Raw genomic sequence first — 11,503 nt, forward strand, 5'->3', positions numbered from 1 at the left:
AACATCACTGACTTAATTCTACTCCCCATCTATATCAGCACTTCTAACCGGGCTATATTGCGAAACATCTCTCGCTACGGTTCTACCAATAAGATCGCCCAGATTCTTAGGTGCGAGTCCAAACCCAGGACGTACGCTTCTAATCGAGTCACTTGTGATCCTTTCGCCCGATTTCAAATCCTTTACAAAATACAATGACCGCCGAAACTGCACATTCCCTTGCTCGCTAGACTTCCGCCCATAATCAACCTTACCCAGCGCAGCCCATGCAGTCTTACTATCCCGACACAAGGCTACCAGTTCCGCAGGCTCAAGTGAGAAACTGTCATCGGGGCCACCCCCGCTCCGATCAAGAGTAAAATGTTTTTCAATGATTGAAGCCCCCAGCGCAACACTTGTTATTGCAGTAGTATTGTCCAATGTGTGATCCGATAAACCAGTCACCAGCCCATGACGCTGGATCATGTCGGGTATTGTACGCAGGTTGTAATCATGTGCTGGGGCAGGATAACCGCTTACACAATGAAGTATTGCCAGTTCCTTACACCCCCCCTCACGAGCAGCCTCAATAGCTTCTGCTATCTCTTCGGCGTCAGCCATCCCGGTGGAAATAATCATGGGTTTACCGGTACTGGCGACATACTTGATCAGAGGTAAGTCAATAGCCTCAAATGACGCAATCTTATAGGCTGGAGCATTTAACCCTTCCAGCAGATCGACTGCCGTACTGTCGAAGGGCGAACTAAAAATCGTAATATCTAATTTACGCGCATAATCAAAAAGCGGCGCATGCCATTCCCAAGGCATGTGAGCCTCTTGATAGAGTTCATAAAGCGTCCGTCCATCCCAGAGCCCGCCACTGATTTTGAAATCCGGAGAGTCACAATCCAGCGTAATGGTATCGGCAGTATAGGTTTGCAACTTGATCGCGTCAGCACCAGCCTTTTTTGCTTCTTCGATAATTCTCTTCGCGGTTTCATAGTTACCGTTATGATTAGCAGACAACTCGGCTATAATATACGGCGGCTCATCAGCCCCAATTTTTCGACCTGAAATAGTAATACTAGGATTCGGCATATTATTGATTCCCATCTTCTGGCTGCCATTCATTGCTCAATAAACCAAAGCAGATGACCGCATGATAATTTTCGCCATCGTAGTGCTGATCGCGCAGAGTACCTTCCTGCTGAAATCCCAAACCATGATGAAACTGAATTGATCGCTCATTGAACGCGAGTGACTGACCACAGACCTTATGCAGATTGAGGTTATTAAAAGCATACCCTAGAGCTGCTTTTCCCAACTGGCGACCAGTACCTTTAACAGCATCCGGTGCAATGTAGAACCCCCAGTCCGCCACTCCGTGCGAACTCAGCTCCGTAATATTCACAAAGCCTTGAGGTTTTTTATCTATCTCGAAAACCAGTAGGTGTTTGTGTGAATCTTGAGAAGCACGCTTAAACCACGTGCGATGCTCTTCGATTGAGATTTCATGTTGGGTGTACATATAACGACGAATGTCGGGATGATTACGCCATCCAAGGACAACATTCAGATCATCCGCTGTCATTTTACGTATCGATAAATGCACTGCCTGCGAATTATCCATTCGTATCACCCATTTGCTTGATAACTTTCTGAACCCCCAAGCCATCGCAGATTCTGCGTGCATTCTCACTCAGTTCTGTCAATGTTCTCTCGTTCGCCAAGGCACGTATGGCGGCTGGCAATTTCCTGGGAATATCCCGAACCTGTTCGATCAGCTCAACACATCCAGAACTTAACAGTGCCGCAGCGCCTGATTTTTGATTGTCTGCCAATACCACCATTATTGTGGGAACTCCCAGACAGCATCGCTCCCAAGAAGTAGCTCCGGCTGCCCCGATAACGAGGTCCGCCGATACCATTCGCTCGCCCATATCGGTAACATTAACCAGCACTTCGGTTAACCATGGCATATTGGTCGCAGCGTCAGCTACATCTGCCAAGTTAGGTGCTTTGAGACCCATCACAACGCTAATTCGGCAGTTCGCTGGCAAAGGACATGTTTTCAAGGCTTCCAACGTCACTCGAGTAGCATTCGCCTGATCAACTCCCCCCATAGTAATCAAAATATGTTGGAGCTCTGGGGAGTGTCGCCGCTCCAGACTTTGTTCGCGGAGTCTGGCGAATTCGGGTCGCAGCAGCGCGTATTGCGGACCGACCATCAACCGGCAATCATTAGGTACCAATGTCGAGTAATCCCGCTCCGTGTGTCCCAGATTCTGGTCAAGTAATAAATCACAGACATGTGTGCGATCAGCCAGATCGTCAATCACCAAAAGACGGGGAGCAAACGCTTGGAGCGACGTTTCCCATTGCGCATCCAAGGCATAATGATCGACCACTAGCCAGTCAGGTTTTAAGTCCTCAAGAATCTTACGACAGGCTTCCGCATCCTGTAATTGAGTGACACCTAACCAATGAGTATGTGCTGGCTCATCAGATTGTCGAACCGGACCGCCCGAGGAGCCAGTGCTGTCAACCGTGCTCAAACGATGGATATTGAATCCCTTGCCACGAATAAAATCCAGCAAGTGTCCTGGATGCTCACGGCAAATGAAGTGGCATTCAGCCCCCTCAAGCCGAAGAGCATCGGCCAACGTCAGACAACGCATGACGTGCCCGCTACCTATTAGCAGCGACGCGTCCACTCGGAAAGCCACGGTGGTCTTGTTCACCATGCCGTCCAACCACCGTCCACTACCACGTTAGTACCGTTTACAAAAGACGCCGCCGAGGAGGCAAGAAACAGGATCGGTCCCATTATCTCTCTGGCTTGGCCAATACGTCCCATAGGGACTTTCTGTGCGAGTTTGGCAATAAACTCCGGAGCGGCCTGTTGGACTTGGATTGACGGAAATGGACCAGGTGAAATTGAGTTGATACGGATACCCTCCTTACCAAACTCACATGCTGCGTATTTGCTCCAGTGGATCATTGCGGCCTTGGCTGCACCGTAAAAAGGAGGATTGGTTCCCGCAGCAGTGTCATAAATTCGAGCATCCGGGCTGACTACGCCATACATCGACCCGACATTGATGACCGATGCTTCGCCCGCGGAGCACACAGCTCGCCGCATCGCCGGCAGGGCGCACTTTAGGACGTTATGAGCAGCCACCACCGATACTTCATAAGCATCGAGATAATGCTCACCGCAGCTGGTTTCCACCGTTCCACCGCTCCCTGCATAGGCATTATTGATCAATACGTGCAGCTCACGCGGGGCAAATCCGTCCATAAACTCCCGCACTTGTATTTCGTCGCCCACATCGAATACCGCCAACTCAGCGGAAAAACCTTGGCTCGACAACTCCTCAACTAGCAAGGTACCACGCTCAAAGGAACGGGAATTAACCAATACATGCGCGCCTGCAGCAGCCACAGCGTTGCTCATCGCTGAGCCCAAGTACCCCGTCGCACCAGTTATCAGTACCGTTTTGCCCGTCAATGAAAACAGCTCTGTTCCTTTGCTCAATCTCACCCCCTCAACCAACATGCCGGATTCAATGCCTGCTCCGTCAACAGAGGGCGGGAAGCCAACAGCGTTGATATTTGCCAAGGCTCTAACGACGGTTGGCAGAACAGATCCAGATTTTCCAATAGCTGTTCAGTATTCTCCATTCCAACGGCAATTCCATCGACCCAAGTCAATGCACGCAAGTAGGCGAAACAAAGATCCACAATGCTGTTGCGCCCTAAAGTCGAAACCTGACTCTCCAACCATTCACGCACCGTTGCCGAATCATCCACATGAGCTGAGCGCCAACTAGCCTCATTGTCATTTACCAGTAGTCCCTGTAACAAGGCGCTACGCACATGGACGATGAGCGACCGGCCTTGTTTGGCTTCCTCAATGAGTGGTATCGAGTCGTCCCAACGCCAGTCCAGAAGGTTGCAGGGTAGCTGGATATGGCTGACCAGCGGCTCTACCAAAGCTCGGTGCAGCTCTGCCGGGTTCTGCACAGAAACACCTAATGCCGCGATGACGCCTTGCTGCCGTAACTCGCCGAGTCTTTCCCAAGCCGCCCCTTGCCATTGAACAAGCTGGGCAGCACGGTGCAGCATGACTACATTCAGCGTCTTTGTTTCCAAGTGGTGGCATGACTCGAAAATACTGGCATCTACAGCCGCTCGCACCCACAAGGGATCAGCATCATCTGGACAATCGGCCAAAGGACTGAGTTTGGTAATGACAGTGGCGCGCCCTTCCCACCCGCCCTTGAAAGCAGTCCCCACAACGGTCTCGCTAGAGCCATAAGCCCGCGCGGTATCGATATACTTGACGCCGTTGGTCACTGCTATACGAAGCATTTCACAAGCCTGGACGAGATCAGGACGACCGAATTTATTGCTCACTCCGTAATCCAGCCCTAGCTGCACGGTACCAAATACCAGCTTGTCAGGCGTTTGAACTACGATCGGCCGGTCCGGTGAAACCTCCAACCGTTGCATCAACTCTTCACAGGGTACGCTCACAGCGTCTGTAACCGAGCTGAACACCCTTTGGACCAGCAGATAATCGTCTAGGTTGTCGACTGTGCAGCGCAACAGTCCCAGTCTGCGAGATTTATAACGCTCAAAATAACGACGACCAAAACGTCTGATGATCAAAGGCGTTACATGCTCGGTATCAAAAGCATCAACGGCATTGTCCAACGCCCAGCGCAGGTGCCCGAGCCGCGTAACTTCGGCGCTGACTCCGTAAGGCAAGCCGGACTCTATACCGTTGCAACAGAGGTATTCACATCCGCCCTGAACGAAGGCCTCTTCGATTTCGTCTAGCAAGCGACCATCGGGAAAGACATTGTCTGCAGTCAAACGAAAAACAATGGCCTCATCATGGTAGGCGTCCAATGCTCGGACTATACGTTCCAGGGGGTTTTCCAGACTTCCCCGAAAGCAACTCAAGCCATGAGCCTTGAGCACGTCGACGAGCGCATCATCACTAGCCAAGCAGGAAGTTGCAACGATCACTTCCCGCCCGGTGTTAGCCGCGCGCTTCGCTGCCAATACCGCCAGCGGAATGCCATTAACAGGCAATAGCACTTTGCCAGGAAGGCGAGATGAGGTAGTCCTCGCCTGCAATACTGCAATGCTTGTCATGAAACGGCCTTTCGCAACGAAGCAACTACCTGATCCTGCTGTTCATCACTCATGGTCTGGAACATCGGGATGCTGATGGCTTCACGGTAGTAATCTTGCGCTGCCGGAAAGTCCTCGGGCTTGAAGCCCATCTGCGCATAGTAAGGCTGGGTGTGAACCGGAATGTAATGCAGGTTCACACCAATCCCTTGCTCACGCAGCGATTCAAACACCTGGCGATGAGTCTTGCTGATTTTATCCAGCTGCAGACGAATCACATAAAGATGCAGACCCGAGTAGCTGTCGGCATGTTGCCAAGGGATTGTGACTGGCAATGCCGCCAACAGATCGTTGTAGCGCGCAGCCAATTGATGGCGGCGAGCGATGTATTGATCCAGACGCTCCATCTGACTGACGCCCAAGGCAGCCTGCAGCTCGGTCATTCGGTAATTGAAACCCAAATCAATCTGCTGGTAATACCAGGGACCATCCGACTCATGGGTCATCTGTTGCGCATCGCGGGTAATGCCGTGGCTACGCAGCAGAGCCATTTTATTGGCCAGTTCGGCGTCGTTGGTCAAAACCATGCCGCCTTCAGCGGTGGTAATGATCTTTACCGGGTGAAAACTGAATACAGTAATGTCGCTGTATTTACCGCTACCAATAAACTCGCCTTGGTATTTGCCGCCGATGGCGTGAGAGGCGTCCTCGATTACTTTGAAGCCATAGCGCTGGGCCAATACGTGGATCGCCTGCATGTCGCAGGGCTGACCACAGAGGTGGACAGCCACAACAACCTTGGGCAACGCATCTTCTCGTTTGGCCTGCTCCAGCTTGCGCTCCAGCGCCAGCGGGCAAAGGTTGTAAGTGCGTGGATCGATATCAACGAAATCAACCTGCGCCCCGCAGTACAAACCGCAGTTGGCAGAAGCCACGAAGGTAATGGGGCTTGTCCACAAACGGTCACCTGGGCCGAGACCCAGTGCAAGACAAGCGATATGCAGCGCGGACGTCGCGCTGTTCACCGCTAAAGCATGGCTGGCACCCACATGCTGGGCAACCTGCTGTTCGAAGCGGGGCACCATAGGGCCTTGGGTGAGGAAGTCGGATTGCAACACCCCAATCACCGCATCGATGTCAGCTTGGGTTATGTCCTGGCGACCGTAGGGGATCATGTATCAGATACTCCCGATCTTGGCTTCGTTGAGGGTGATCCAGTTTTTCAGATCTTCATCGCTCATCCACTCAGTGTTGTTGTCACTGGCGTAAACGAAGCCTTCAGCGACCTTCTTGCCGTCTTTGATACGTTTAGGGCAGGTTGCCCATTCGTTGATAACAGGCAGGATCTTGAAGTGTTCAGGATACTCGTACGTGTAGTAAGAGTCTTCGGCGCTGATCATCTGCTCATGCAATTTTTCGCCAGGACGAATGCCGACGATCTTTTGGGTAGCGTCAGGTGCAACGACACGAGCGAGGTCTGTCACTTTCATCGACGGAATCTTCTTCACATAAATCTCGCCGCCTTCCATGTCTTCGAAGGCATGCCAGACCAGTTCGACGCCCTCTTCCAAGGAAATCATGAAACGGGTCATGCGTTCGTCGGTGATCGGTAATTCACCTTTGTCTTTGATCGACATGAAGAACGGAATTACCGATCCGCGCGACCCCATCACGTTGCCATAACGCACAACCGCCATGCGGGTTTCATGGCCGCCGGCGTAGGAGTTACCGGCAACAAACAGTTTATCGGACGCCAACTTGGTGGCGCCGTACAGGTTGATCGGGCTGCTGGCCTTGTCGGTGGACAACGCAACTACGCGCTTGATGCCTTTGTCGATGCAGGCATCGATCAGGTTCATCGCGCCATTGATGTTGGTCTTGATGCACTCGAAGGGGTTGTATTCCGCGGTTGGCACGATCTTGGTCGCCGCTGCGTGAACCACATAATCAACACCGTCCAGTGCCCGGTACAAGCGCTCCTTGTCGCGGACGTCGCCGATGAAAAATCGAACGCGGGAATCACCCTCGAATTTCTTCGCCATGTCCCATTGCTTCATTTCATCTCGGGAAAAGATGATGATCTTTTTCGGGTTGTATTTGGCCAGGGTCATCGGCACAAACGTGTTACCAAAAGAGCCGGTACCGCCGGTGATGAGAATGGTTTTATTGGTGAACATTGACGCGTCCCTTGGTTGCTTCCTGCACGAAGTCAGGATTGAAATAAACGGTAAGGTGCCGGGGTGAGGCGATAGAAGCTCCACGATTTCCAGCACAAAACGACAAAAAAGCTAACGCACAGCCCCTGCGGTACTGCGAGAAGAGGCCAAGCCTGCGCAAAAATCCAGGTCGCCAGAACGAAAATGATCAAACTGGCTATGTGGCTATGAATGATCGGCCTATCACGACCTTGGGCATATAACCCAAAGTGGGGAATCATGCCAATAGCGTAGAAAACAGTCGCAAGAAGGATCCAGACGAAAAGTCCTTGCTGCTCACTGTAAATCGGCTTGCCTAGCCAAGCCAGCAATGGGCCTATCGTCACCAGTGCGGTTACAGAAAAAAAGCCGCAAAGACCAACGGTCTGCAGCAATAATTTGCGTATACCTTGATGAAAACCGACTGGATTGTGCTGCTGGTAGGCGGTGATCAGCCCTGGATAAATAAATGCAAAGACACCTGCATCCAGAAATGATATCAACGCCATGCTGACGCCCATGAACAAAACATAGGCCCCCAGCACGTCCAATCCCGCCAGGTCCTGGAACCAGTAGCGATCCAGGGTGAAGACCCCCCGAATGGCCAAGGTCGCAATCAGCAACGCGGACGCTACCCTCAATCCCTTTATGATCCAGATCCAGTCAACAGCCTGCCGCCACCCAGATAAACCCATACATTTTACACGGTATATACCCAACAAAAGCGCTGTCGCCGACCCCAGTGTCCAGGCGCCAAATACCATGTCCAGGTTTCGCGTATCAGGTTCGAAGAACATCAATCCCGTGATCAGGACGGCCCAGACCCCCGAACGAAAAAACAATACCAGGCTCGCAAAGAGTTGATCCGAAACCGCGATCAGCAAACGACCCAACTCCTGAGTCAGATGCTCAAGTATCAGTAAGGCGAAGAACCAACCGACAACCTTCATTGGGAGCAAGCCTCTGATAAAAACAAGGCTGAGCAATGGCAAAAAAATGACGTAGAGCACCAAGGTCAGCGCTCCTTGGGCCTTGAGTAGCCCACCCCACTCACCACGCTCGCGTTTGAGCAGTTCACGAGTGCTATAGGTATAAAAATCGAACCCGAGCAAATACAGCGAATAGCCAATGGTCGCGGCCAGAAGACCATAGATGCCTAGCTCAGACGGCTCTAGAAAACGGGCAAGAAAGAAAATCAGCAGAAATTTGCTGACAAGCGTCAAACCACGAATTGCAATATTGGAAAGCTGTAAAAAATTTCGAGCTAGCATTAAGTTGGTCTATTCATGTTCATACCTGATTGCAGCTGCATAAAAAGCGCTTCTCATCCCTGTATTGGGTCTTTGGCACGCTACCGATCACCTGCTCCACTCAACCCATTCTGATTCAATGAAACAGCTGTCACTCTGCTCCTCCCTGCAATCACCGAGCAGCCCACCCTAAGCCAGCAACCACACGGGAGGCACATTCAGCCTACCCGTATTATGCCTGCTCTTGAGCAAAATGACTTTAAGGGTCATCCACGTAAAGGCCTGGCTTTCTGGCTATATCAATATCAATGACAGCCAGAACCCGTTTACGCTGAGCAGTTTATCTTTTTTGGCACAAGACATGACCACCGAGGCGACCAAACACATCGCTAAAGCGCAGAGTATTCCTTGCGCACCAAAAAGCCTGTCACAGGGAGAACACTCCTTATAGACAGGCTCGATGAAAACCGAACAGAGATCACTCACTATCAATGATTGACAACTATCAACCATGACTCCTGCGAATGAGATGTCACTCAGCCGCGACCGGCTTGCCTGCCTCGCTACTCTTCTAAATTACGATTCAATACAAACCGGATCAAAGCGATAAACCCGCCCAATAACAACCCAGCCAAAAACCCCAGCACTAGGATCAGGCCCTTTTTAGGTTTTATCGGACTCTCGGGCACCTCAACACTACCATCCTGCCGATAAACCGAAATACCTTCAGCGTCGATGTTCAATTTACGATAAAAGTTATATCTCATTTGCAACGATCGTAAATCTTTAATAAAAGCATCGTCAGAGGCCCTAGACTCCAGCGCATCAATCTCAGCCGCCAACGCCTTACTACCTCGCTGGTAGTCCATTTTATTTCCCGTTTCTACGGTGATATCTACTGCAGCGGTGGAGTTGATAGCAGGTGATGTTAGACCAATGGACTCAGCAACCTTCAACGCTTCCCGTAACTGCTGAATTCGATCCTCGCGTACACGCTGTGCATTCTCGCGCAAGCTGACAATTCGTTGCTCCAGGTTACGAGCCCTAACCGAAGCTTCAGCCCTGACGTTCTTGACCAACTCCGACTCAGCAGCCTCACTGGCACGCTGCACATAGCTCCTTGCCCATTCCGCGGTTTGAACAGGATCCACACCCTGAACAGTAATCGAAAAGCGATCAGGGGTATCCTTACCAGGCCCCTTTATCGCCAGCACTCGGGAAAAACGCTCGTATAAACGATCAAGCGCCCCCTTTCGCTCAGCCTCATCAAGCGAAGGCAGGTAGACATCATTAAAAAACTTCTGACGAAGAGACTCACCCTGAAGATTTCGCGCAAATACATCGTAAACATACTTGATCGAATAAATATCCAGCTCCGTACTTTTCCCACGACCATAATTCAACTCAGCAATATCATTCTGAGTAGGCGGCATGATAAAAAGCTTGGTTTCATAGACAGGCTTGCTAAGGAACGCGTAAAGGCCAGCGCCAACAGTAACTAGAAGAGTGACACCTAGAATCAGCCATTTCTGAGTCCACAGCCCCCGAACAAGTTCGACCAGATCAATTTCATCATCGGGACGCTCATTAATACGATCATTTTGCATGGGAAGCCTCGCTTGGCATCACGTTCGTGTACACACCAAACGCATCAAAAGGCAAGACGGGCAAGGCCACGTCGGGCACAGCGGCAAACTGAGCTAGATTAAATACGAACAAAACGCACCCAAAGTCAGAAAAATTGCAGATAGTGATCCTTACCAAGACTTCCGGGCCACACATCCATTTATTTAAAGCGCCTGCGCGCCCCCACAAACCACGCGAGTAACGGGCCAGCCATCATACCAGCGAGAAGCGCCAGAATCACGAAAACCGAGACAGGAAGCTGCGGAGCTGACCATCCCAGAAACAGGAGTGCCACCGGCTGGTTGTTTTCAAGCACGAACAAGACGATAGCTGAAGCCACGAGCAGCGCAAGTACGACAAGGGCTAGGCGTTTAAAGTTTCGCATGAGAACTCCTTTGTTTTGGGGCTCCGTCAGAGCTCATCCCCCTCCTCCTCCTCATTCACACGATCCCTAAGCTCTTTGCCTGGTTTGAAATGAGGGACGAACTTTCCGTCAAGGCTGACGGACTGACCCGTTTTGGGGTTGCGCCCAACCCGCGGAGCGCGGTAATGCAGGGAAAAGCTGCCGAAACCACGGATTTCGATACGATCTCCCGTAGCCAGGCACTGGGACATTTGTTCAAGCATGGTCTTGATGGCCAGTTCCACATCCTTGGATGAGAGTAGCCCTTGATGGGTGACAATTCGTTCGATCAACTCCGACTTCGTCATATTTTTCCCTTCTTTTTCAAGCAGCTAGGAAAATCGCTTGAAAAGGTTTTAGCATGACCGGAGGGATTTGAACAGCCCAAGTATTGACATTCTTCTTGACTCCCCTACTGCCTCTTTCCGCGCAAGCAGGGAGATACTATCGACAGATGACCAGCATCGTGCGAGTCAGATAGCCAGCCGGATTGAAGCCAAAGGGGTACCAATCTTCGTCCTTCGCGTCGTCGGATCGAGTAATCACCTTGTAACCCGCCCCTTTGCACTCTCTTGCCGCTCTCTTATGGCACTTCTCCCAGCCGGAACCCAACCCCGAGCAGTCGACCTCGATACCACTGACACCACGCACTGCGTGGGTCTTGGCGCTTGTGGTGCAGCCGGCTAATGCTAGTAGGGCCAGTATCAGGAAGAGTTTGTTCATTCGCATCCTTTGATTGAGGACTTTGCGGCGTTTGCGCTTCAAGTATGGGGCAGGAATTGGACGAGCGATGATTTGCTTAACAAAAGAGACAGCCAGGCTTGAAGGTTGGTTTCGTGGCAAAGCCGAAAAGATCGCAGCCTTCGGCAGCACCTACAAGGAATCGCAGCCACAAAAAAGGGCGA

At 51.3% G+C, this 11,503-nt stretch carries 12 protein-coding genes; all 12 read right to left on the bottom strand.

The annotated features are described in order from the left end of the window. Positions 1 to 18: 18 nt before the first annotated feature. The 12 genes from pseI to AACY31_RS13755 all read right to left on the bottom strand — a co-directional run bounded on the left by pseI (position 19) and on the right by AACY31_RS13755 (position 11,321). On the bottom strand, positions 19 to 1,077 hold the full coding sequence (pseI, locus tag AACY31_RS13700; RefSeq protein ID WP_339504659.1) for a pseudaminic acid synthase: 1,059 nt from the start codon (positions 1,075 to 1,077) through the stop codon (positions 19 to 21). Position 1,078: 1 nt separating this feature from the next. After that, a complete protein-coding gene (pseH, locus tag AACY31_RS13705) occupies positions 1,079 to 1,609 on the bottom strand; it encodes a UDP-4-amino-4,6-dideoxy-N-acetyl-beta-L-altrosamine N-acetyltransferase (protein WP_339504591.1) in 531 nt (176 codons plus the stop codon). Continuing rightward, positions 1,602 to 2,723, bottom strand: a complete 1,122-nt coding sequence (pseG, locus tag AACY31_RS13710) for a UDP-2,4-diacetamido-2,4,6-trideoxy-beta-L-altropyranose hydrolase (protein ID WP_339504593.1) — start codon at positions 2,721 to 2,723, stop codon at positions 1,602 to 1,604. The genes pseH and pseG overlap by 8 nt, the downstream gene beginning before the upstream one ends. Then, a complete protein-coding gene (locus AACY31_RS13715) occupies positions 2,717 to 3,517 on the bottom strand; it encodes an SDR family NAD(P)-dependent oxidoreductase (RefSeq protein ID WP_339504594.1) in 801 nt (266 codons plus the stop codon). The genes pseG and AACY31_RS13715 overlap by 7 nt, the downstream gene beginning before the upstream one ends. 2 nt (positions 3,518 to 3,519) lie before the next feature. Then, positions 3,520 to 5,145 (bottom strand): aldo/keto reductase, encoded by a 1,626-nt coding sequence (locus AACY31_RS13720; protein ID WP_339504596.1) that lies wholly within the window; start codon positions 5,143 to 5,145, stop codon positions 3,520 to 3,522. Continuing rightward, positions 5,142 to 6,299: a UDP-4-amino-4,6-dideoxy-N-acetyl-beta-L-altrosamine transaminase gene (gene pseC, locus AACY31_RS13725; RefSeq protein ID WP_339504597.1), complete on the bottom strand. Its 1,158-nt coding sequence runs from the start codon at positions 6,297 to 6,299 to the stop codon at positions 5,142 to 5,144. Before pseC ends, AACY31_RS13720 begins: the two co-directional genes overlap by 4 nt. Before the next feature lie 3 nt (positions 6,300 to 6,302). Further along, a complete protein-coding gene (pseB, locus tag AACY31_RS13730) occupies positions 6,303 to 7,301 on the bottom strand; it encodes a UDP-N-acetylglucosamine 4,6-dehydratase (inverting) (protein WP_053186640.1) in 999 nt (332 codons plus the stop codon). A 32-nt stretch (positions 7,302 to 7,333) separates the two neighbouring features. Beyond that, positions 7,334 to 8,590 (bottom strand): lipopolysaccharide biosynthesis protein, encoded by a 1,257-nt coding sequence (locus AACY31_RS13735; RefSeq protein WP_339504601.1) that lies wholly within the window; start codon positions 8,588 to 8,590, stop codon positions 7,334 to 7,336. A gap of 542 nt (positions 8,591 to 9,132) precedes the next feature. Continuing rightward, positions 9,133 to 10,176 (bottom strand): LPS O-antigen chain length determinant protein WzzB, encoded by a 1,044-nt coding sequence (locus AACY31_RS13740; RefSeq protein WP_339504603.1) that lies wholly within the window; start codon positions 10,174 to 10,176, stop codon positions 9,133 to 9,135. Between the two features lie 179 nt (positions 10,177 to 10,355). After that, positions 10,356 to 10,580 (bottom strand): lipopolysaccharide assembly protein LapA domain-containing protein, encoded by a 225-nt coding sequence (locus AACY31_RS13745; protein ID WP_339504605.1) that lies wholly within the window; start codon positions 10,578 to 10,580, stop codon positions 10,356 to 10,358. Between the two features lie 26 nt (positions 10,581 to 10,606). Next, complete coding sequence (gene ihfB / locus AACY31_RS13750; RefSeq protein ID WP_339491441.1) at positions 10,607 to 10,906, bottom strand: integration host factor subunit beta; 300 nt, start codon at positions 10,904 to 10,906, stop codon at positions 10,607 to 10,609. A gap of 136 nt (positions 10,907 to 11,042) precedes the next feature. Then, positions 11,043 to 11,321 (bottom strand): hypothetical protein, encoded by a 279-nt coding sequence (locus tag AACY31_RS13755; protein ID WP_339491440.1) that lies wholly within the window; start codon positions 11,319 to 11,321, stop codon positions 11,043 to 11,045. Between the last annotated feature and the right edge of the window lie 182 nt (positions 11,322 to 11,503).

This window comes from Pseudomonas sp. RL_105y_Pfl2_101 (genome assembly GCF_963970585.1).
Classification (GTDB): domain Bacteria; phylum Pseudomonadota; class Gammaproteobacteria; order Pseudomonadales; family Pseudomonadaceae; genus Aquipseudomonas.

What these genes read in the sequence shown, in the direction of transcription:
- pseI (WP_339504659.1), bottom strand. Translation starts at nt 1,077, where the DNA reads ATGCCGAATCCTAGTATTACTATTTCAGGTCGAAAAATTGGGGCTGAT.
- pseH (WP_339504591.1), bottom strand. Translation starts at nt 1,609, where the DNA reads ATGGATAATTCGCAGGCAGTGCATTTATCGATACGTAAAATGACAGCG.
- pseG (WP_339504593.1), bottom strand. Translation starts at nt 2,723, where the DNA reads ATGGTGAACAAGACCACCGTGGCTTTCCGAGTGGACGCGTCGCTGCTA.
- AACY31_RS13720 (WP_339504596.1), bottom strand. Translation starts at nt 5,145, where the DNA reads ATGACAAGCATTGCAGTATTGCAGGCGAGGACTACCTCATCTCGCCTT.
- pseC (WP_339504597.1), bottom strand. Translation starts at nt 6,299, where the DNA reads ATGATCCCCTACGGTCGCCAGGACATAACCCAAGCTGACATCGATGCG.
- pseB (WP_053186640.1), bottom strand. Translation starts at nt 7,301, where the DNA reads ATGTTCACCAATAAAACCATTCTCATCACCGGCGGTACCGGCTCTTTT.
- AACY31_RS13735 (WP_339504601.1), bottom strand. Translation starts at nt 8,590, where the DNA reads ATGCTAGCTCGAAATTTTTTACAGCTTTCCAATATTGCAATTCGTGGT.
- AACY31_RS13740 (WP_339504603.1), bottom strand. Translation starts at nt 10,176, where the DNA reads ATGCAAAATGATCGTATTAATGAGCGTCCCGATGATGAAATTGATCTG.
- AACY31_RS13745 (WP_339504605.1), bottom strand. Translation starts at nt 10,580, where the DNA reads ATGCGAAACTTTAAACGCCTAGCCCTTGTCGTACTTGCGCTGCTCGTG.
- ihfB (WP_339491441.1), bottom strand. Translation starts at nt 10,906, where the DNA reads ATGACGAAGTCGGAGTTGATCGAACGAATTGTCACCCATCAAGGGCTA.
- AACY31_RS13755 (WP_339491440.1), bottom strand. Translation starts at nt 11,321, where the DNA reads ATGAACAAACTCTTCCTGATACTGGCCCTACTAGCATTAGCCGGCTGC.